We start from the raw sequence: 19,660 nt of genomic DNA, 5'->3' as shown, positions 1-19,660 counted from the left end.
TACTTACTTCTGCGCATCCCGTCGGCCAGTCGGGCATCGACGCGCCCGAGAGGGTATACAGGAAGCATGTCCGTTCGCACTCCAGACCCAGAGCCCACCGGAGACGAGCCATTCGGCCAGAGCGCGGGAAGCTCCAACCCGGGCTGGCTGAGCGAAGTCGAATTAGCCGAAGCCCGGCGCCGCATGCCCATGCTGTACGTCGAAGGCGTGCCGGTGCGAGTTGATGGCATGGGTCAGGTCACCGAGATCGGGATTCTGCTGCGAGCTACTCCAATGGGGGAGATGACCCGCACGATCGTGTCGGGTCGAGTTCGCTACGGCGAAACTGTGCGCGACGCGCTGTTTCGCCACCTCGAGAACGACCTCGGACCCATGGCCTTTCCGCTGCTTCCCCCGCAACCGAGCCCGTTCACCGTCGCCGAGTACTTTCCCATCCCCGGCGTCAGCGCGTTTCACGACGACCGCCAGCACGCGGTGTCGCTTGCCTTCGTCGTGCCGGTCTCTGGCACGTGCGAGCCTCGGCAGGATGCGCTCGAAGTGACGTGGATGACGCCCGAGGAAGCAGCGACCGACGCGCTCGCCGACGAGATGGAAGGCGGCCGCGGAACACTCATTCGGCTAGCCCTCGCGAGCGTCGGTGCACTTCGCTGAAACAGCGTGCGCATCCTTGCGCAAGAGCGGTGTTTCGCCGCTGTGAATATCAGTTGAATCCGTGCTCATTCACATAGTGAGCCCGGGTAGTGTCGGGGTACCGACGCGCAGTTCTTCCGCTGCGCCTACCTCCGTGAAAGAGGCGCCATGGCTGATCGTGCCGATTCTGACAGCTCGAACGTCGATGAGAACGCGAAGTCGTTCGACGAACTGATCGTCGCGCCGATGCGCACGGCGAACGCGCCGACGTTCACGACCGCGTTCCGCGGCTATGACAAAGACGAAGTCGACACCAATGTCGCCGAACTCAACGAGCGACTGCGCGTGCAGGCCGAGCAGGTTGAGGTGCTCAAAGAGCGCCAGCGCCGTGCCGGGGCGATGAACGCGCAGAGCGAATCTGAGATTGAACGCTTGCAAACAGAATTGGATGCGGCGAACGAAGACAACCGCACGGTTGCAGAGCGCACCAAGCAAGAGGCCGACGACGCCGCCGCTGAGATTCGCGACCGCGTAGAGCAGCTTGAAGCCGAGCTGGCCGCCGCCCGAGCCCAGGTCACGGATTTTGAGAACCGCATCCAAGCGCTGAGCGATGAACTCGTGTCTGCGCCCGAAGACACCTCGAATCGGCACCAGTTCGAAGAAGTTCTGCGTGTGGCCGAAGACCAGGCCAGCGTGCTGCTGCGCAATGCGACCGTGCAGGGCGAGCGTCTGATCGCCGCCGCCCGCGAAGAGATTGAAAACCGCCAGAAAGAGACCAAAGCTGAGGCCGAGGCGCTCCTCTCGCACGCGCACCACGACGCTCAGCAGGTGCGGTTGCGCATCGACACCGAGTTCACCGCACACCAGACGCGCATAGAGCGAGAAGCCGCTCGTGCGGCCGAACAGGTATCGCAGGCCGAGCAAGAGGCGGCCGTGATTCGCACCGAGGCGGAAAAGGGTGCGGCTGCGTTGCGCTCGATGGTGGCTCGAGAGACCGCCGAGGCTCGAGCGGAAGCCGAAGACGCGGTGCGTGAGTTGCGGGTGCGTGCCCTTGAATTCGAAGAGTCATTGACCCGCCGCCAAGACGACGCGCAGCAGGAGTTTCTGCTGCTGCACAATCAAGCGGTGGCCCACGCTGATCGCATCACCCAAGACGCCAATGAACAGGTCGCCGCATCGCTGGAACACTCTCAGCGCGTCGCCTTGAAGGCTGACGATTTTGAACGACTGATGCGTGCGCAGGCTCAGCAGATCGAAGCTGATGCGCAAGTGCGTGCCCACGCGACGCTTGAGCGAGCGCACACGAAGGCTCAGAGCATCATCGACACCGTGACGGAGCACTCGCAGTCGGTGCTTCGCGACGCAGAAGATCGCACGCGCCAGCTGCGCTGGCAGCAGCACCAGCTGACGAGCTTCATGTCAGAGGTGAAAGAGCTGATTCGCCCGGAGGGAGCCTTCGGTGGCGCCGGCGACTCAGGGCCCGTGACTGACGAGTCGGCCGCCGAGAGCGCCGACCGCGCCGAGCGGACCGACGCCGAGCAAACCGACGCCGAGCAAACCGGCGCCGACCAGGCCGAGAGCGACGGCGAAGACGCGCAGCCCGAGGTCGTCGAGAACGAAGAGCACACCGAGGTGGAAGCCACCGAAGTGCACGGCGAAGACGACGAAGCCAGCGACGACGGCGACGAAGCCAGCGACGACGAAGACGACGAAGACGACGAAGCCAGCGACGACGGCGACGACGAAGAGGCGCGGCCGGCTAGCTAGTCGTTTCGCGGGCGATCGCGGCGATGAACGCGTCGATGTCGTCTTCGGTGGTGTCGAACGAGCACATCCAGCGCACTTCGTTGCGCGCAGCATCCCAGTCATAGAAACGGAACGACTCACGCAGGCGGTCGGCCACTCCCTCGGGAAGCGTCGCGAACACGCCGTTGGCCTGTGTCTGCTGGGTGAAAGCGACCCCGCGGATCGTGCCGTCGGCGAGTCCCGCTTCGACTCCAGAGCGCAGCCGCTGTGCCATGGCGTTCGAGTGTGCGGCGTTGCGAAGCCACAGGTCGCCCTCGAGCAACGCAATCAGCTGTGCCGACACGAATCGCATTTTGCTGGAGAGTTGCATGTTGAGCTTGCGCAGAAACAGCAGGCCCTCTGAGGCTGCCGGGTCAAGCACGACAACTGCCTCACCGAGCATGGCGCCGTTCTTGGTGCCGCCGAAGCTCAGCACGTCGACACCGGCATCGCGGGTGAACTCACGCACCCCGACCCCGAGCGCGGCTGCCGCGTTTGCGATGCGAGCACCGTCCATGTGCAGACGCATTCCGCGGGTGTGGGCGTGATCGGCGATGGTGCGCACTTCGTCGGGCGTGTACAGGGTGCCCAGCTCGCTCGACTGGGTAATCGATACAACGAGTGGTTGCGCACGGTGCTCGTCGCCCCAACCCCAAGCCTCACGGTCGATGAGATCGGTAGTGAGCTTGCCGTCGTCGGTCGGCACGGTCAGCAGTTTGATGCCGGCGACACGCTCGGGGGCGCCGCCCTCGTCGACGTTGATGTGAGCGGTGGATGCAGCAATGACCGCGCCCCAGCGGGGGAGCATCGACTGCAGTCCGATGACGTTCGCGCCGGTGCCGTTGAACACCGGGAACGCCTCGACGCCCTTGCCGAAGTGCTGCGTGAAGACGTCTTGCAGTCGTGCGGTGTAAACGTCTTCGCCGTAGGCGACCTGATGCCCCTGGTTCGCCGCGGTGATAGCGGCAAGCACCTCAGGGTGGATGCCGGAGTAGTTGTCGGAAGCGAATCCGCGGATGTTGGTGTCGTGGAGCGTGCTCACAAAGGTCCAATCTAGTGCTGATGATGCCTAATTCAGTCGGGGCGTACGAGTGCCGCAGCGCGAACTCGCGCGCCCTTGGGGCTGCGCCTCGGCTGGCCTTGCGCGCAGATCAAGTCAGGTGCGCGGAAGGGTGATGACGGTGTCGTTGATGTCGGCAGCGGGTGAGTCGAACAGCGAGACGACGGCATCGGCGAGGCCTTCTTCGAGGCCGGCGAGTGATTTGACCCTGAAGATCACCGATGCTGCGCTCAGGGGCACCTGCGCATCTCGTGCCGTCTTGGCGAACCCCTGTGCAACGGCGCGCGCCCATGCCTCGCTCGCGGCTTTGACGGCGGCGTAGTTTGCTCCGCCCGCGAGTGGTCGTGCCGTGGCAGTTGACGACACGATCGCAAGGCGACCGGCCGACGACGTGCGAAGGCTGTTGTCGAATGCCCGGCTCACATGGCGAAGTGCGGTGAGGCCAGCCTCGAGGAATCGATAGTCTGCGTCGTGCTGCCCCTCGAGGCCGCCGCCGCCGCGCCAGCCGCCGACGAGATTGACCACGCCGTCGATCGGGCCCACGCGCGCAGCCATAGCCATCACGGCTGCTTCGTCGGTGAGATCGCACGCCTCGGTCGAGACCCCCGGAATGTCGGTGGCCATCTGATCGAGCCGAGCCTGATCACGCCCGACAACGATCACAAGAGCACCGCCGCGAAGCAGGGCGCGCGACACCGCACGCCCTGCTTCGCTCGTGCCGCCAGCGATGACGACCGTGCGACCGGCCACCGCGGATTCAGGCATCCGACGCTCGGATGCCCTCGGTGGACTCGATCACCGGTCGCATCTTCTTCTCAAGAGCTTCGAAGAACATCGACAGCGGAAACTCATCGTCAAGCACCTGATCGGTGTAACCCTTGGGCGCGCCCGCGAGCACGTCGATGGGCAGTCCTCGAGCCCACGCAGAAGCAGGGTGTGGTGTGAGCGTGGTGCTGACCAGCTCGTACGCGGCGAGCCAATGGGCCACCTTCGGGCGGTCGATCGACTTCCAGTACAGCTCGTCGATCGCGTCGCCGAGCGCGACCACCGCGGCGGGGATCTCTGCCCAATCGAAGGTCAGCGCGGTGTCGGTCCAGTGCAGCACGTCGCGCTGATGAAGCCAGGCGAAGAGCAGCTGACCGCCGACAGCGTCGTAGTTGCGCACGCGAGTGCCGGTGATCGCGAAGCGGAAGATGCGGTCGAAGATGACGGCGTACTGCACGAGCACCGCCTGCTCAAGCGTCTCGGCTTCGGCAGCATCCAGCTCTTCGCCCGCCTCAACCCGTGCCCGCAATCGCTGGGTGATTGCGACGCACTCGCGGAACGCCGTCAGGTCGCAGCGCAACTCTTCGAGCGAGTACAGAAAGTACGGCATGCGCTGTTTGATCATGAACGGATCGAACGGCAGGTCGCCGCGCATGTGGGTGCGGTCGTGGATGATGTCCCACATCACGAAAGTGCGTTCGGTCAGCTGCTGATCGTCGAGCATGCGGGCGGCGTCTGCGGGCAAGTCGAGCTTCGTGATGTCAGCGGCAGCTCGCACTACGCGGCGGTAGCGTGCGGCCTCGCGGTCTTGGAAGATCGCTCCCCACGTGAACGTGGGAATCTCGCGCATCGCGACGGTTTCAGGAAACAGCACCGCCGAGTTGGTGTCATAGCCGGGCGTGAAGTCGATCAGACGCAGCGAGACGAACAGACGGTTGGTGTATTCGGTTTCGAGCTGCGCGATGAACTCGGGCCAGATGACCTCAACCAGCAGCGCCTCGACGAAGCGGTTGCGCGAGCCGTTCTGGGTGTACATCGGAAAGACGACCAGGTGTTGCAGGCCGTCGATGCGATGCTGCTGTGGTTGAAACGCGTTGAGCGAGTCGAGAAAGTCGGGTACGCCGAAGCCTTCTCGTGCCCAGCGGTCGAAGTCGACGATGGATGCTGCCAGGTACGCGGCATCGTGCTCGAACGACGGTGCCAGTGTGGCGATAGCCGAAGTGATGGCGCTGACGTGCTCGTGTGCGGCGGGGTGGTGCGCAGCATCCGGAATCGAACCGTCTTGGGTTTGCAGCGACTGCAGCGCGGTGGCGGCTTGCTTGAGGCTCTTCCACGCGGTGCTGCTTTCGATGGCGTCTTCGACGACCTCGGGTTCGCCGACGATTTCTTGCGTGGTGAGCGCGGTGATGCTGGGCATGCTGAACCTCCGTTCGTCTGAGTTGGGGGAAGTCTACGGGAAGTTATCTCGCCGCAACACCTTTTAGCAGGAAAGTATCCGGCCATGCCTGGTACTCTCAACTCATGACGTCGATCGAACGCCCGGGCGCATCCCGTCTCGAAGATCAGACCGACCTGCGCATTGTGCGAGAGGTGTCGAGTAACGGCCGTGCCACGCTTGCGGAGCTTTCGGAGGCGACCGGTTTGTCGACGTCGGCGGTGCAGGCGCGGCTGCGGCGGTTGGAATCCCGCGGAGTGATCACCGGCTATCGCGCGACGGTCGACGCCGAGGCGGTCGGGCGGCCGCTGTCGGCATTCATTGAGATCACGCCGCTTGATCCGGCACAGCCCGACAACGCGCCCGAGCTGCTTGAGCACCTGTCGGCCATCGAGGCGTGCCACTCGACGGCGGGTGACGCGAGCTACATGCTGTTCGTGCGGGTGCCGACTCCCCGCGACCTCGAGGTGCTGATTCGCGATATCCGCGTCGCCGCGTCGGTGAACACGCGCACCACCGTGGTGCTGCAGACCTTCTACGAGAACCGCCCCATCCTGGCGGAATAGCGGGCCGCGCCGCGCGCGAACGCAACCCTCCGCCCACGCAAACAGCGGGCCGGGCGCCCCGAAGGTGCCCAGCCCGCCGAAGGGATGCTGCTACTGGCCGCCCTCGGTGAGGGTGACCTCGATCGGGGTGAAGTCGGCACCCTCGACGTCGACACCGTCAGCGGCAAGCGCCTCGAGCGCCGCTTCGATGTAAGTGTTGTCGTATGCCGATGCCGGGGGCTCAGCGGTGATCAGGTTGAGACCGTCCTGGTTGGTGGCGGCAAGTGCGCCGGCAACCGTCTGGTCCCACGCGGCCGAGTCGATGACGCCGATGCCGGCGGCAGCGGGCCAGATCAGCTTGTTGGTCTCGTTGGTCTGCCACAGCTGGTGCGTCGGGCCGACCGGGAAGGCGGCTTCTGCGTTCGAGGCGACGTCCCAGACGAGGGATGCCGCGTCTTCGGTGTTGTCGCGGGCGTAGACCCATCCCTTGACGACAGCCTTCAAGAAGCGCTCGGCTGCGTCGGCGTATGCCGGGTCGCTTTCGAGACGCTCGGTGTCAGCCCAGATGGCGTCCTGCAACATGGCGCCCGCGGTGTCTTCATACGACACGATCGACAGGTCGTCCATCGTGTAGAGCTCGCCGGTATCGGGGTCAACCGTCTCGAGCACCTGAGCGAGCTCGTTGTAGGTCATCGCCTGCGCAGCATCCACATCTCCGTCAAGAAGAGCGTTCATCGAGAAGTCCTGCGTCGTGATCGACACGCTCTGCGAGTCGAGTCCTTCGTCGGCCATCGCCGCGAAGATCTCCCACTCGTTGCCGAAGCCCCACGAGCCGATGCGCTTGCCCTCGAAGTCAGCGACCGACGTGATGTCGTCGTCTGCCCACGACACCTGGAGCGTGCCCGAGCGCTGGAAGATCTGCGCGATGTTGGTCAGCTCGACACCGGTGGCTTCGATGGTTCCGAGAACCTTCGGCACCCACGCGACGGCGAAGTCGACGTCACCTGCGATGAGAGCATCCTGCGGCACGATGTCACCACCCGAGGGGATGATCTCGACCGAGTCGAAACCCTCTTCTTCGAAGTAGCCGAGCTCTTGGGCCGCGTAATAACCGGCGAACTGTGCCTGCGGCAACCACTGCAGCTGCAGCGAGAGGTCGGTGATCGGCTCGAAGTCACCCGAATCGGTGGAGTCGGTCGACTCGGAGGTTGATGCACTGCACGCCGATAGCGCGAGAACGGTTGCTGTTGCTGCTGAAGCGAGCAGGAGCCCGCGCCGTTTGCTGTGTCGCATGGTGTTTCCCTTCGTGATGGTGGGTGGTGCAGGGTGTACCGCTGTTTCCGGGTTACCCCGGGATCCGCCTAGCCGTCAGGCGCTCGAGCAGCACCGTGGCCAGGAAGAAGATGAGGCCGATCACAATGCCGGCAAACACGTAGGCCCACGCGAGTGCGGCATTGCCGCTTTTGGCCATGGTGGCGATCGCGGTGCCGATACCGTCAGCGGGGCCGCCGAAGTACTCGGCGACGAGAGCCGAGATGACGGCGAGCGAGCTCGCGATGCGAATGCCGATGGTCAGATACGGCAGTGACGTCGGCAGGGTGAGTTTGCGAAACGACTGCGATCCGCTCGCCGCGTACGCGCGAAACAGGTCGCGCTGCACGGGCCGGGCCTGCCGCAGTCCGCGCAGCATGTTCAGATACACCGGCACGAACGCCGCGATGCCGGCGATGGCCTGGCGGCCGAACTGGCTGGACGCTCCGAACATCGTGTTGAACAGGGGAGTGAGGGCAACAATGGGCACCACCGCGATCGCCGCAACTACAGGGGCCGCCATCGCATCGATCGGGCGCGCCCACGCGGCAATGCCCGCCGCGATGATGGCCAGGATGCTGCCGCACACCAGTCCGACGAGCGCGTTGCCGCCGGTGATGATCGCGTCTTCGAAGATGATGCCCCAGTGTGTGATGAGCGCGTCGACGATCGCTGTGGGGCTGGGGAGCATGCGCGGGGTCACCTGAGCGACTTCGACCAGCAGCTGCCAGAGGACGAGCACGAGCACGCCGAAGGTGATGGGCGCTGCGATGCGCAGCACCTGATCTCGCGTGCGCATCGGCGCTTGCTGCATGCTCACCGTTCGTTCGCCCGTTCAGTGGGTGCGCCGTGCAGCGCTTCGCGCACCGCGGTGACTCGTTCGAAGAATTCGGGTGCTTCGCGCAGCGACTCGGTGCGCGCTTCACCGAGAGGCACGTCGACGATCTCGGCGATGCGACCGGGTCGCGCCGACATGACGACGACACGCTCAGAGAGGAACACCGCCTCGGGAATGGAGTGCGTGACGAAGACGACGGCGGCGCCGGTGTCGGCGGCAATTCGGGCAAGCTCCGTCTGCATGCGCTCGCGTGTCATCTCGTCGAGTGCGCCAAAGGGCTCGTCCATCAGCAGCAACTTCGCGTCTTCAGCGAGCGCACGCGCAATCGCAACGCGCTGCTGCATTCCGCCAGAGAGCTGGTCGGGGTAGTGCTCGGTGAAGTCCGAGAGTCCGACCATTGCGGCAAGCTCTGCCACGCGCGCCTTGCGCTTTGCCGGAGCGATTCCATGCAATTCGAGGGGCAGCGCCATGTTCGCTTCCACTGTGCGCCAGGGCAGCAGACCCGCCTGCTGAAACGCGATGCCGTAGTCCTGATCGAGCCGGGCGCGAGCGGCTGGCTTTCCGAACACTTCGATGGTGCCCGCGGTCGGCTGGTCGAGGTCGGCGATCAGGCGCATCAGCGTCGACTTGCCGCATCCAGACGGGCCAATGAGCGAAATGAACTCACCCGCTGCCACATCGAGGTCGACCCCGGCGAGAGCGTGGACAGTGGCGGTCTTGGTGGCGAACTCACGTGTGACGCCCGCGACGTGAACGGCTGGTGCGGTAGCGATGGGGGAGGTCATGTGGTGGCTTCTCCTCTGCGGTATGGCGTCAGGCTCGCGCCGAGCAGGGCGACGGAGCCGGCGGCGATGAGTCCGAGAAGGACGGCGCCGAAAATGGGTGCCCACGGAATCGCGGGATCGCTCGAGGCTTGACCGGCGAACTGAATGAGCATGCGGCCAAGGCCGCCGCGCATACCGATCGAGACCTCTGCGACCACGGTGCCGACGACCGCGTTGGCAGCGGCAAGACGCAGAGCGGGCAACAGATAGGGAACGGACGCGGGCAGGCGCAGTGACGTCAATGTCGCGCGATAGCCCGCGCCGTAGCTGCGCATCAGGTCGACGTGAATCGCGTCGGGTGAGGTCAAGCCGCGCAGGGCACCGATCGCGACGGGGAAGAATGCCAGGTACGAGGCGATCACCGCGATCGAGAGCCATTGCGGCCACGGAAAACCGCCGCGATCGATCTGGGTGCCGATGCTCGCCACCAGCGGTGCGAAGGCGATGAGCGGCACGGTCTGCGACACGATGATCCAGGGCAGCAGCCCCCATTCCGCCAGGCGCCAGCGCTGCATGACGAGCGCGAGCGCGAGGCCGACCACGACCCCCATCAGCCAGCCGACCGCCGCGATTCCCAAGGTCACGAGGGCCGCGCCCGCGACGGCGAACCACAACGGCGGGGTATCGGTGCCGCCGGTGGGCTCAAACAGGCGTTCCCACATCGTCCAGATGTGGGGCATCGCCCGGTCATGGGTGCGGGGAAGAATGCGCAGACCGCTCTGGTCATCACCCGCGACCCCGAAGATGATCACACCGTCGTCGGGGCCGAGCCACTTGTAGAGCTCCCAGATCGCCATGACGGCGATGATGCCGAGCGCCCCCCATGCCCACCTCGACGCCGGAAAGGAACGCCTGGGCTTCGCCGGGCGCGCGATCGCGGTCGCGGATTCGGCGAGAACCGCGGTATCGCCCGGTGGGCCCGCCGTCATGCCTTGGCCGTCACGTGGCTCGAAAGAGCCGGAATCACGGTTTCGCCGTAGACCCGCATGGTCTCTTCTTTGTTGTCGTGCTGCAGATAGCCCGCGAATTGGGTGACTCCGAGCGCTTTGAGCTGCTCGAGCTTCGCGATGTGCTCTTCGGCGGTGCCGAGAATGCAGAAGCGGTCGATGATCTCGTCTGGCACGAAGTCGGTGTGCTCGTTGCCTGATTTGCCGTGCGAGTTGTAGTCATAGCCGGTGCGCCCGGCGATGTAGTTCGTCAGCGCTTCGGGAACGTCGCCGTGCATGCCGTACTTCGCGACGATGTCAGCGACGTGATTGCCGACCATTCCGCCGAACCAGCGGCACTGCTCGCGCATATGCTCGACGTCGTCGCCGATGTACATCGGGGCGGCCACGCAGAAGGCGATCGATTCGGGGTCACGCCCGGCGGCAGCCGCGGCATCTTTGACTGTCTTGATCATCCACGCCGCGATGTCGACGTCTGCCAATTGCAGAATGAAGCCGTCGCCGACTTCACCGGTGAGCTTGAGCGCCATCGGTCCGTACGCGGCGACCCACACCTCAAGCTCGGAACCGCGGCTCCACGGAAACTGCAGCGTTGCGCCCTTGTATTCCACGGAGCGAGAGTTGGCCAGCTCGCGAATGACGTGAATCGACTCACGCAGCTCGCTCATGGTGACCGGCTTGCCGTTGGTGACGCGAACGGCCGAGTCGCCGCGGCCGATGCCGCACACCGTGCGGTTGCCGTACATCTCGTTGAGGGTGGCGAAGATCGATGCCGTGACGGTCCAGTCACGCGTGGCGGGGTTCGTGACGAATGGGCCGACGGTGACGCGGTTCGTCTCGGCGAGGATTGCCGAGTAGATCACGTAGGGCTCCTGCCAGAGCAGGTGCGAGTCGAACGTCCAGACGTGGCTGAATCCGTGTGCTTCGGCGAGCTTCGCCAACTGCACGGTGCGTGCAGCGGGCGGGTTGGTTTGGAGGACGACTCCGAAATCCATGGTGTGTTCCTTAAAGGTCTGCAATGCGGATGCTGCGAGTGCCGCCGTGACGTGCACCGCTGGTCGAGTAGCGCCGAAGCGCGGTGGTGACGCGGTTTACGTCAGATACTGCGACAAGCCCCGCTTGAGGAACTGTCCATCGCCCTTCTGCCCCAGGTACTGGCCATCGTTGACGACGACCTTGCCTCGCGAGATGACCGTGTCGACGTGACCGTCGACCTCATAGCCCTCCCACGCGGAGTGATCCATGTTCATGTGGTGCGTCTTGCCGTAGCCGATCGAGGTGTGACCGTTCGGGTCGTAGACGACCACATCGCCGTCGGCGCCGGGGGCGATGACACCCTTCTTGCCGTACAGGCCGAACATGCGCGCGGGCGTGGTGGAGGTGAGTTCCACCCAGCGCTCGAGTGTGATCTTGCCGGTGACAACGCCCTGATACATCAGGTCCATGCGGTGCTCCACCGAGCCGATGCCGTTGGGGATCTTGCGAAAGTCGCCGAGCCCGAGCTCTTTCTGATCCTTCATGCAGAACGGGCAGTGGTCGGTGGAGACCATCTGCAGGTCGTTCGTGCGCAGCGCCTGCCACATGGCGTCTTGATGCCCCTCTTCGTGTGAGCGAAGCGGGGTCGAACAGACGAACTTGGCGCCCTCGAAGTGTCCGTACTTGTCGCTCGTAGCGCCGAGCTGGTCTTCCAATGACATGTACAGATACTGCGGGCAGGTCTCGGCGAAGACGTTTTGCCCGGCATCGCGAGCCCACGCCACCTGGCCGACCGCTTGTTTCGCGCTCACGTGCACGATGTACAGCGGCGCGCCGGTGAGTTTGGCCAGCATGATGGCGCGGTGGGTGGCTTCCTCTTCCATCTCCCAGGCGCGCGCGACCCCGTGGTAGAACGGGTCGGACTTGCCCTGTTCAATGAGCTGAGCGGCGAGCACGTCGATGGCTGGGCCATTCTCGGCGTGCATCATCGTCATCATGCCGGTGTCGCGAGACAGCTGCATGGCCTTGAGGATCTGCGCGTCGTCGGAGTAGAACACTCCGGGGTAGGCCATGAAGAGCTTGAAGCTCGAGATGCCTTCGTCGACGAGTGAGCGCATCGCCAGCAGCGACTCGTCGTTGACATCGCCGACGATCTGGTGAAAGCCGTAGTCGATCGCGCAGTTGCCCGCGGCCTTGTCGTGCCACGCGGCAAGCCCGTCTTGGATCTTCTGCCCGTACGTCTGAACGGCGAAGTCGATGATGCTCGTCGTGCCGCCCCACGCCGCAGCGCGGGTGCCGCTTTCGAAGGTGTCTGATGCCTCAGTGCCGCCAAACGGCAGCTGCATGTGCGTGTGTGCGTCGATGCCGCCGGGGATCACGTACTTTCCGGTGGCGTCGACGACCGTGTCGACCACCGCAGAAATATCGGTGCCGAGCAGGGCTGAGCCCGGCTGCAGCACCGCGATGATCTTCTCGCCGTCGATCAGAACGTCAGCGTCTCCGCGACCTGTCGCCGAAACGACCGTGCCGCCCTTGATGAGTGTGGTTGCCATGGTGTCTGCTCCCTTGTCTACAGCGCGCTGATCTCGCCGTAGCCGTCAGGTCGACGATCACGGTAGAACTGCCAGTCGTCGCGCATCTGGCGTACGAGGTCCATCTCAAGATCGCGAATGAGCAGCTCTTCGTGCTCACCCGAACCGAGCTCTCCGACGTAGTTGCCGCGAGGATCAACGATCTGGCTCTTGCCATAGAAGTTGACGGCCTCGTCGCCATACTCGTTGTCTTCGAGTCCTACGCGGTTGGGCGCGAGTACGAAGTAGCCGTTCGCGACCGCAGCTGCGGGCTGCTCGACTTCCCACAGGCGGTTGGATAGACCGGGCTTTGTTGCGTTCGGGTTGAACGCCAGGTGGGCACCGTTGAGTCCGAGCATGCGCCATGCCTCTGGAAAGTGGCGGTCGTAGCAGATGATCACGCCGACCTTGCCGACAGCGGTGTCGAAGACGGGGTAGCCGAGGTTGCCGGGCTTGAAGTAGAACTTCTCGTAGAACTTCTCCACCTGTGGAATGTGCTGCTTGCGATAGCTGCCAAGCACGGTGCCGTCAGCATCCACCACGACGGCTGTGTTGTAGTACACGCCGGTCTGCTGCTCTTCATAGATCGGCAACACCATCACCATGTTGAGCTCTTCAGCGAGGGCTGCGAAGCGGGTGACGGTCGGGCCATCGATGGGCTCGGCGTAGTCGTAGTACTTCTTGTCTTGGGTGATGCCGAAGTAGGGCCCGTAGAAGAGCTCTTGAAAGCAGATGACCTGTGCGCCTTGGGCGGCGGCATCCCGAGCGAACTGCTCGTGTTTGTCGAGCATCGACTGTTTGTCGCCAGTCCACTTTGTCTGCGTAATTGCCGCACGTACCGTCGTCATTGCGTCTCCGTCCATGCTCGAGCGAGCATTTGTATCTGCCGCCGAGAGGGAGGGTCGGGATTGCCTCTCTGCTACCCCGATCAAACAGCCCCCACATTTCACTGTGGTTTCGGCCTGTGTCGTGACAGTAAAGCCTGCAAGCAGGGCAGGGCAAGACCCCGGGTGTGATCGATACTCGAACGGATGCTGCGCCCGAAGACTCAATCCCGGGGGATGCTCACCGCGCTCGCCGCCGCCCCGGGCAAACGATCAGTCCTGTGGTGTGGGCGCCGGATCGTGAGCCCAGCTTGGTGCGAGGGCGCGAATGCGCGCGGCGCGCCACTGCCACGTTGCCCACAGCACCGGCCAAAGCAGAGGCGCAGACGCCCCGCCGATAACGAGGCGATCGCGCCACAGCGTTTTGGATGGATCGCCCGGAGCGGGCGAGATCGCCATCTGGTGATCCCACACATCGAGCGAGGCAAGAGGACCGGTGAGGGGAATGCCGGTGTCGCGGAAGATCCGCACCCGGCCCGCAGGCTCATCGACGAAGCGCTCGCTCACGCTGATGAACTGGCGGCCCATGGGAATCTCGCCGAAGGCGGCGAGTTGCACGGCAACGTCGGCGCCCGGTTCCCACGTCGTGGGGAGTCCCTGAGGCTCAAGCGGCGACATGTCGACCACGGGGCCATACAGTTCAGCCACCGCGCGCGGGGAGTGCAGCGCGCGCCATGCGGCATCTGCATCGCAATCGATGACGAGCTTGAGCATGATCCGCATGCGTCCAGTGTTGCACTTCGTTCACTGTCTTCGATCGCACGCACGCGACAGATTAGGCTCGGTAGGTGCAAGAGTCTGAGACGCCGGGGGCCGCTTGCGAGAGCTCCTTCTTCGATCAACATCGCTACCAGGTGCGGTTTGAGTGGGGTGTTGAGGGGCTCGCGCACCTCGACCCGGCGGATGTCGTCATCGTGGTCGACGTGTTGCGTTTCTCGACCACGACTACGCGCGCCATTGAGGCTGGTGACACCGTCTCGCTCTCCGCAGCCCGTGCCAACGCACTGCATGGTGTCGCGGTGGCGGATTTGGCAGCGGCAACCGGTGCCCTTGTCATTCTGGGCTGCCTTCGGAACGCATCGTCGGTCGCGCGCGAGGTCGCCGACGAACAGCTTCGTCGAGGGGCGCGCACGAGCATTGCGGTCATCGCCGCGGGTGAGCGAGTTGCTGGCGAGACCGGCTTGCGGTTCGCGGTCGAAGATCACCTCGGAGCAGGTGCGATCATCGGTGCGCTCACCGACCTGGGTCTTGACCATACGTCGCCCGAGGCGGCATGCGCAGCAGAGGCGTTCCGAGGCATGCGCGGGGCGACGCGGCACCTTCTTTCGGCATCGGGGTCAGGTCAGCAGCTCATCGCAGGGGGTTCGCGGGGCGACGTACTCGCCGCTGCTGACGTCGATGCGTCTACCGCGGTGCCCGTGTTGCGTGAGGGCGTTTTTGTCGGCGGCTCGGTTGCCGACTAGCGGGGTATTTGCGCCGCCAGCCGGGTTGCGGGCGTGATCTCTCGACGCGCCCACGCGAACAGGTAGCGCTCGTCGTATCGCGGCGCGCACTTCACGCACGACGCGGCTCTGGTGGGCTTGCGGTGGCGATACGCGACGTGCCCTGCCGGACAGGTGCCCACCCATGGCGCCAGATCGGTCGCCGTTTCGCCGTTGTGCGTGGTGCCGCCCACATAGCCCAGATCGCGCGCGACTCGCTTCCACGCGGCACCATGCCCGGCGCTCGGGCCGGCGAGCGCGTGAGCGACCTCGTGCAGCAGCGTCTGGTGATTGGTGTCGTCGTCGTAGCGCGCCGTGAGGTAGCGAGACAGGGTGATGCGTTTTCGCGTGTAATCGCAGAGCCCTGCTCGCCGTTTCGCATTGTCGAAACTGAACGACCACGAGTCATCCAGGTGAAGGGCAATCAGCGCCTCAGCCCAGTGGCGCACACGGTTTAGATCCGACATGGGGTGAGACTAGAACATACCTACGACACTCAGCGGGCGACCGGTGCGTGCGGGCGTCGAATCAGCTGGCGACCGACTCAGCGGCGCGGCGACGCTCTACCGTGTCGATGGCGAGCAAGGTCGATTCGAGTTGATCGTCGGGGGCGCCAGCGTCCTGGCGCAAGAAGAGCGCCCGCTTGAAGTCGTGGCGTGCCGACTCGAGGCTTCCCTCGTCGAAGTGCACCTTGCCGCGGTGCTGATACGCGAAGGCGGCGATGCCTGCCCACCCGTGCCCCTCAGCTTCTTCTGCGCAGGTGCCGAGCTCTTGTTCGGCAGCGGCATAGGCGCCGCGCACCTGCTGCACCGAGGCGTGCAGAATGCGTGCCCTCAGCAGATCTTTGCGCGTTCCGGCCATGCGAGCCACGCGAACAGACTGCTCAGAGATCACGAGAGCGTCGTCTGCTCGACCGAGAACCTTCAACAGCCACACTCGCTCGAGAAGAGCGGGCAGCGAGCGCTGCTCGCCGATTTCGTCAAGGCGTTCCTGGCACTGAGCGGGGTTGACCTTCTCGCGCAGGGTTTCTGGGTCGTACCCGAGGATGTAACTCACCCTGACCTCCTTTGCAGTGCTGTGAATCGCCATTCAAGTGTGACCCGTGGGTCACAAATTGCCGGCTCGGCACGCCGATCTGCAGCATCCGATCATCGTTCGAACAGCGTCGATGAGGGCTTCGGTGAGTCGGTCGCATCACCGTCAGCGGCAATGCGTGCACCCCGGGCGAACTCCTCGACCTCGCGTCCCTCGGCGACCTTGGCAGGATGCGGGCCCGCAGCCATGAGTCGTGGCAGCCACGCGGTGGGCAGCGCTGCGTGCGAGGCGGCAACAACGAGGTTTCCGAATCGGCGCCCCTTAAGGGTCTGCACCTCGGCGAGGATGATCACGTGTTCGAGCACGCGCGACACCGTCGCGACCTGACGCCGAGCGAACGCCAGACCGGCACCATCGGCGATGTTTATGAGCAGCACTCCGTCGGGCGCAAGAAAGCGTGCGGCCTCGGTGTAGAACTCCACGGTCGTCAGGTGCGCGGGCGTCTGCGCCCCCGAGTACACGTCAGACACCACCAGGTGTGCCGCGCCGATCATGCCCGCAGGCAGTCGCCCGAGCCCTTCACGCGCGTCGCCGATGCGTACGCGAATTGACGCGCCGCGGGGAAGGGGAAGGTTCTCACGCACGAGATCCCACAGAGCGGGCTCTAGTTCGATGACCTGCTGGCGTGACCCCGGCCGAGTGGTCTCGATGTAGCGCGGAATCGTCAGCGCGCCGGCGCCGAGGTGCACCGCGGTGATGGGCTGGCGCGGCATGCGCAGCTGATCGATCACGGCGCCCATGCGAGCGACATATTCGAAGTGCAGGTGTGTCGGGTCGTCAAGGTCAACGTGCGATTGTGGAGTGCCATTGACATCGAGTTCCCACCCGCCGGCGTATTGCGAAGGAATCACCCGTGCGATGGTGCCGTCGAGCAGCCGCGCCTCTGGCGGAGGAGGGGCGTTGTTTCTCGAACGGGCCATGACTCAACGGTAGCTGTGGCGTGCTCGCCCGCCACGCGCCTGACCCCGCTAGCGTGGAGGCATGATCGCGATCGACCTCAACGCCGACCTGGGTGAGACGGTCGACGGTCGACCGACCGCCGATGATGAGTCGATGTTCGCTGTCATCTCGAGCGCCAACATCGCCTGCGGGGGGCATGCCGGCGACACCGCATCGATGCGCGAAGCTGTCGAACGTGCCGCACGATTCGGGGTTGCTGTCGGCGCGCACCCCTCATTCCCTGACCGCGCCAACTTCGGGCGCAGCGCTCTGATCATCGAGCCCGCAGCGCTCGCCGCAAGTGTGGCGGCACAGCTGGCCGCGCTCGTCGCGGCGGGCGCCGAGATTCGCTACGTCAAACCGCACGGGGCCCTCTATCACGCGGTCATCTCCGACAGGGAAGTGGCGGATGCTGTCGCTCGCGCGATCAGCGACCTGTCATCCACGCTCGGGCGTGCCCTGCCTGTGCTCGGTCTCGACGGTGAGATTCGCGGCGCTGCAGAAGCAGCGGGACTTCCGTTCGTGCGTGAAGCCTTTCTTGACCGCGGGTACCGCGCCGACGGCTCGCTGGTGCCGCGCGGGGAGCCAGGGGCGCTGCTTGACGATCCCGTGCACGTCGCGGCTCGCGCGGTGAGACTAGCTCGCGAGGGTGTTGTCGAGACGGCAGGTGGCACGCTCATCGACGCAGACGCGGCATCGCTCTGCGTTCACGGCGATTCGCCGGCGGCGGTCGAGATGGCGCGTGCGGTGAGGGCGGCGCTTGACGCTGACGGCCTGGCAGTGCGTGCGCCATGGTGAGCGGGCCATGGTGACTGGGCCATGGTGACCGCGCGCGCCCTGCCGATGGGCGAGAGCGCTTTTCTGCTCGAAGTCTCGACGCTCGACGAGGTGCTCGCCACGCACGCGTCGCTCGCCGCCTCGCGCCCCGAGGGTGTCATCGACCTCGTGCCCGCGGCACGCACGGTGCTCGTGCGCGTAGACCCGCGCGTGCTGAGTGTTGCCGCCGCACGCGCGTGGGCGCTCGAGAGCGCCCAAGCGGCAGACACTGCCGCCGAAAAACGGGGCGAGCTGCAGCAGATTGACATCGTCTACAACGGCGCTGACCTCGCCGGCACCGCCATGCTGCTCGGTGTCACGGTGGAGCGGTTGATCGATGATCATCTGAGCGCCGAGTGGCGGGTGGCGTTCACCGGCTTCGCCCCGGGTTTTGGCTACCTGGTGAGTGCTGATTGGCCCCACGACGTGGCGCGCCTCGATGCGCCGCGCACCCGGGTGCCGGTAGGGGCTGTCGGGTTGGCAGGCGGTTTCTCGGGAGCGTATCCGCGTGAGACTCCCGGGGGGTGGCGGCTCATCGGCACCACCGATGCGCCGCTGTTCGCGCCCGAGGCCGAGCGCCCTGCGCTGCTTGCTCCCGGCATGCGCGTGCGCTTTCGCAGGGTCGACGATCTCGCGGGGGATGTTCTCAACCCTCCTGCGGGTGTCGCCACCGCGCGCGTCGACGATCCCGGCGCGGCCATTCGAATCGTTGAATCGGGATTGCTCGCAACCCTGCAGGATCTGGGGCGGCCGGGCGCGGCTTCTCTCGGCGTAGCCCCTTCAGGGGCGCTGGATCGCCGCGCCTTGCGCACCGCCAATCGGCTGCTCGGAAACGCCGAGACTGCCGCCGCGATCGAGGTCACGATGGGCGGGTTTCGCGCGACTGCCCATCGTGACCTGTGGATCGCGCTCACCGGCGCATCGGGCTCGGTGACACTCGACGGTCACCCCGTCGACCCCTATCGACCTGTGCAGTGGCGCCGTGGTCAGGAGCTATTTCTCGACTGGTTCACGCGCGGCGCGCGCGCCTATCTCGCCGTTCGTGGCGGCTGGGCTGGCCCCACCATTCTGGGTTCACGCTCGAGCGACGTGCTCGCTGGCCTGGGGCGACCGCCGCTGCGCGCCTCGCAACAGATGACAGTGAGCGAAGAGCATGCCGGCCCGATTCCGCCCGTCGACCTGAGCCCATGGGATGCGCCGCACGACGGCGACCTCGACATCGAGCTTGCGGAGGGGCCGCGCGCTGAGTGGTTCGGGGCGAGCGCACACGCTGCGTTCTTTGACACGGTGTGGACGGTGTCGAACAACGCCGACCGAGTCGGCATCCGCCTCGACGGACCCCCGCTCGAGCGGGAGCACGCCGGTGAGCTGCCGAGCGAGGGGATGGTGCCGGGCGCGATTCAGGTGCCGCCGAGCGGGCAGCCGACGGTGCTGATGGCTGACGGTCCGGTGACCGGCGGCTACCCGGTTATCGCTGTGGTGACGGATGCTGCGCTCTCGCTGCTCGGCCAAGCGCGGCCAGGCACCCGGATGCGGTTTCGGCATGCGCCGCACTGAGCCGCGATAATCCGGGGTTTTCGCGGCCGAAGGCGCGTCTTGCGCGCAGTTATACCGCAGCATCCCACCCTCGTCAAGAATCCGGCTGGACATGGCGCGTCTTCCCGCCTATAGTTGGTAGTTGCGCTCTTGGAATCCCCCTGCCCTCATATGGTGGTCGGCTGTGTCTGCGCGCCCCCCGCTTGATTTTCGGATCTGTTGC

The 19,660-nt window shown here is 65.3% G+C and carries 20 protein-coding genes; 6 read left to right on the top strand and 14 right to left on the bottom strand.

Annotated features, from left to right (window positions below; genetic code table 11):
* Positions 1-66 precede the first annotated feature (66 nt).
* Together SJY18_RS07240 and SJY18_RS07235 are read left to right on the top strand one after the other, a co-directional pair.
* The gene (locus SJY18_RS07240) at positions 67-651 is read left to right on the top strand and encodes an NUDIX hydrolase family protein (protein ID WP_337338968.1); all 585 of its coding nucleotides are present in this window, start codon (positions 67-69) and stop codon (positions 649-651) included.
* 147 nt (positions 652-798) lie between these two features.
* Positions 799-2,397, top strand: a complete 1,599-nt coding sequence (locus SJY18_RS07235; protein WP_396667065.1) for a hypothetical protein — start codon at positions 799-801, stop codon at positions 2,395-2,397.
* On the opposite strand, the gene SJY18_RS07230 is transcribed toward SJY18_RS07235, so the two are convergent.
* From SJY18_RS07230 to SJY18_RS07220, 3 genes are all read right to left on the bottom strand, one after another.
* The gene (locus SJY18_RS07230; protein ID WP_337338970.1) at positions 2,390-3,457 is read right to left on the bottom strand and encodes a low specificity L-threonine aldolase; all 1,068 of its coding nucleotides are present in this window, start codon (positions 3,455-3,457) and stop codon (positions 2,390-2,392) included. The two genes, SJY18_RS07235 and SJY18_RS07230, sit on opposite strands and share 8 nt — an antisense overlap.
* Before the next feature lie 114 nt (positions 3,458-3,571).
* On the bottom strand, positions 3,572-4,240 hold the full coding sequence (locus SJY18_RS07225; protein WP_396667064.1) for an SDR family NAD(P)-dependent oxidoreductase: 669 nt from the start codon (positions 4,238-4,240) through the stop codon (positions 3,572-3,574).
* A complete protein-coding gene (locus tag SJY18_RS07220; protein ID WP_396667063.1) occupies positions 4,233-5,657 on the bottom strand; it encodes a DUF6421 family protein in 1,425 nt (474 codons plus the stop codon). The genes SJY18_RS07225 and SJY18_RS07220 overlap by 8 nt, the downstream gene beginning before the upstream one ends.
* 104 nt (positions 5,658-5,761) lie before the next feature.
* Between SJY18_RS07220 and SJY18_RS07215 the strand changes: the two genes are divergently transcribed.
* The gene (locus SJY18_RS07215) at positions 5,762-6,241 is read left to right on the top strand and encodes an Lrp/AsnC family transcriptional regulator (RefSeq protein WP_337338973.1); all 480 of its coding nucleotides are present in this window, start codon (positions 5,762-5,764) and stop codon (positions 6,239-6,241) included.
* 90 nt (positions 6,242-6,331) lie between these two features.
* Here SJY18_RS07215 and SJY18_RS07210 read toward each other — a convergent pair whose 3' ends face one another.
* The 8 genes from SJY18_RS07210 to SJY18_RS07175 all read right to left on the bottom strand — a co-directional run bounded on the left by SJY18_RS07210 (position 6,332) and on the right by SJY18_RS07175 (position 14,293).
* Positions 6,332-7,513, bottom strand: a complete 1,182-nt coding sequence (locus SJY18_RS07210; RefSeq protein ID WP_396667062.1) for an ABC transporter substrate-binding protein — start codon at positions 7,511-7,513, stop codon at positions 6,332-6,334.
* A gap of 52 nt (positions 7,514-7,565) precedes the next feature.
* Complete coding sequence (locus tag SJY18_RS07205; protein ID WP_396667061.1) at positions 7,566-8,330, bottom strand: ABC transporter permease; 765 nt, start codon at positions 8,328-8,330, stop codon at positions 7,566-7,568.
* 17 nt (positions 8,331-8,347) lie between these two features.
* Positions 8,348-9,154 carry an ABC transporter ATP-binding protein gene (locus SJY18_RS07200; protein WP_396667060.1) on the bottom strand — a complete coding sequence of 269 codons (807 nt, stop codon included), beginning with the start codon at positions 9,152-9,154 and terminating at the stop codon, positions 8,348-8,350.
* Entirely contained in the window at positions 9,151-10,122 is a 972-nt protein-coding gene (locus SJY18_RS07195) for an ABC transporter permease (RefSeq protein WP_396667059.1), read from the bottom strand. The genes SJY18_RS07200 and SJY18_RS07195 overlap by 4 nt, the downstream gene beginning before the upstream one ends.
* A complete protein-coding gene (locus SJY18_RS07190) occupies positions 10,119-11,135 on the bottom strand; it encodes a TIGR03842 family LLM class F420-dependent oxidoreductase (RefSeq protein WP_396667058.1) in 1,017 nt (338 codons plus the stop codon). The genes SJY18_RS07195 and SJY18_RS07190 overlap by 4 nt, the downstream gene beginning before the upstream one ends.
* 96 nt (positions 11,136-11,231) lie before the next feature.
* A complete protein-coding gene (gene hydA / locus SJY18_RS07185) occupies positions 11,232-12,668 on the bottom strand; it encodes a dihydropyrimidinase (RefSeq protein WP_337338978.1) in 1,437 nt (478 codons plus the stop codon).
* Between the two features lie 17 nt (positions 12,669-12,685).
* Positions 12,686-13,534 (bottom strand): nitrilase-related carbon-nitrogen hydrolase, encoded by an 849-nt coding sequence (locus tag SJY18_RS07180; protein ID WP_337338979.1) that lies wholly within the window; start codon positions 13,532-13,534, stop codon positions 12,686-12,688.
* Between the two features lie 249 nt (positions 13,535-13,783).
* Complete coding sequence (locus SJY18_RS07175) at positions 13,784-14,293, bottom strand: hypothetical protein (RefSeq protein ID WP_337338980.1); 510 nt, start codon at positions 14,291-14,293, stop codon at positions 13,784-13,786.
* A gap of 65 nt (positions 14,294-14,358) precedes the next feature.
* Here SJY18_RS07175 and SJY18_RS07170 point away from each other — a divergent pair, with 65 nt between their 5' ends.
* Complete coding sequence (locus tag SJY18_RS07170; protein ID WP_396667057.1) at positions 14,359-15,033, top strand: 2-phosphosulfolactate phosphatase; 675 nt, start codon at positions 14,359-14,361, stop codon at positions 15,031-15,033.
* Here the strand turns inward: SJY18_RS07170 and SJY18_RS07165 are convergent.
* From SJY18_RS07165 to SJY18_RS07155, 3 genes are all read right to left on the bottom strand, one after another.
* Complete coding sequence (locus SJY18_RS07165; protein ID WP_396667056.1) at positions 15,030-15,518, bottom strand: SprT-like domain-containing protein; 489 nt, start codon at positions 15,516-15,518, stop codon at positions 15,030-15,032. The genes SJY18_RS07170 and SJY18_RS07165 overlap by 4 nt on opposite strands.
* 61 nt (positions 15,519-15,579) lie before the next feature.
* Positions 15,580-16,107: a hypothetical protein gene (locus SJY18_RS07160; RefSeq protein WP_337338983.1), complete on the bottom strand. Its 528-nt coding sequence runs from the start codon at positions 16,105-16,107 to the stop codon at positions 15,580-15,582.
* A gap of 92 nt (positions 16,108-16,199) precedes the next feature.
* Positions 16,200-17,066, bottom strand: coding sequence for a spermidine synthase (locus SJY18_RS07155; RefSeq protein ID WP_396667055.1), 867 nt, complete (start codon positions 17,064-17,066; stop codon positions 16,200-16,202).
* Between the two features lie 61 nt (positions 17,067-17,127).
* Between SJY18_RS07155 and SJY18_RS07150 the strand changes: the two genes are divergently transcribed.
* A complete protein-coding gene (locus SJY18_RS07150) occupies positions 17,128-17,883 on the top strand; it encodes a 5-oxoprolinase subunit PxpA (protein ID WP_396667054.1) in 756 nt (251 codons plus the stop codon).
* A 21-nt stretch (positions 17,884-17,904) separates the two neighbouring features.
* Positions 17,905-19,458, top strand: coding sequence for a 5-oxoprolinase/urea amidolyase family protein (locus SJY18_RS07145; protein WP_396667053.1), 1,554 nt, complete (start codon positions 17,905-17,907; stop codon positions 19,456-19,458).
* Positions 19,459-19,660 lie beyond the last annotated feature (202 nt).

It is taken from the genome of Microbacterium sp. R86528 (assembly GCF_044596335.1).
In the GTDB taxonomy this organism is placed as follows: domain Bacteria; phylum Actinomycetota; class Actinomycetes; order Actinomycetales; family Microbacteriaceae; genus Microbacterium; species Microbacterium marmarense.
Note: the sequence above shows the minus strand (reverse complement) of the source record. Positions and strands in the feature narration are given on the sequence as shown.

Bases quoted from the DNA above. Each gene is read 5' to 3' on its own strand.
- SJY18_RS07240 (WP_337338968.1), top strand. From the start codon at position 67: ATGTCCGTTCGCACTCCAGACCCAGAGCCCACCGGAGACGAGCCATTC.
- SJY18_RS07235 (WP_396667065.1), top strand. From the start codon at position 799: ATGGCTGATCGTGCCGATTCTGACAGCTCGAACGTCGATGAGAACGCG.
- SJY18_RS07225 (WP_396667064.1), bottom strand. From the start codon at position 4,240: ATGCCTGAATCCGCGGTGGCCGGTCGCACGGTCGTCATCGCTGGCGGC.
- SJY18_RS07220 (WP_396667063.1), bottom strand. From the start codon at position 5,657: ATGCCCAGCATCACCGCGCTCACCACGCAAGAAATCGTCGGCGAACCC.
- SJY18_RS07215 (WP_337338973.1), top strand. From the start codon at position 5,762: ATGACGTCGATCGAACGCCCGGGCGCATCCCGTCTCGAAGATCAGACC.
- SJY18_RS07210 (WP_396667062.1), bottom strand. From the start codon at position 7,513: ATGCGACACAGCAAACGGCGCGGGCTCCTGCTCGCTTCAGCAGCAACA.
- SJY18_RS07205 (WP_396667061.1), bottom strand. From the start codon at position 8,330: ATGCGCACGCGAGATCAGGTGCTGCGCATCGCAGCGCCCATCACCTTC.
- SJY18_RS07200 (WP_396667060.1), bottom strand. From the start codon at position 9,154: ATGACCTCCCCCATCGCTACCGCACCAGCCGTTCACGTCGCGGGCGTC.
- SJY18_RS07195 (WP_396667059.1), bottom strand. From the start codon at position 10,122: ATGACGGCGGGCCCACCGGGCGATACCGCGGTTCTCGCCGAATCCGCG.
- SJY18_RS07190 (WP_396667058.1), bottom strand. From the start codon at position 11,135: ATGGATTTCGGAGTCGTCCTCCAAACCAACCCGCCCGCTGCACGCACC.
- hydA (WP_337338978.1), bottom strand. From the start codon at position 12,668: ATGGCAACCACACTCATCAAGGGCGGCACGGTCGTTTCGGCGACAGGT.
- SJY18_RS07180 (WP_337338979.1), bottom strand. From the start codon at position 13,534: ATGACGACGGTACGTGCGGCAATTACGCAGACAAAGTGGACTGGCGAC.
- SJY18_RS07175 (WP_337338980.1), bottom strand. From the start codon at position 14,293: ATGCGGATCATGCTCAAGCTCGTCATCGATTGCGATGCAGATGCCGCA.
- SJY18_RS07165 (WP_396667056.1), bottom strand. From the start codon at position 15,518: ATGTCGGATCTAAACCGTGTGCGCCACTGGGCTGAGGCGCTGATTGCC.
- SJY18_RS07155 (WP_396667055.1), bottom strand. From the start codon at position 17,066: ATGGCCCGTTCGAGAAACAACGCCCCTCCTCCGCCAGAGGCGCGGCTG.
- SJY18_RS07150 (WP_396667054.1), top strand. From the start codon at position 17,128: ATGATCGCGATCGACCTCAACGCCGACCTGGGTGAGACGGTCGACGGT.
- SJY18_RS07145 (WP_396667053.1), top strand. From the start codon at position 17,905: ATGGTGACCGCGCGCGCCCTGCCGATGGGCGAGAGCGCTTTTCTGCTC.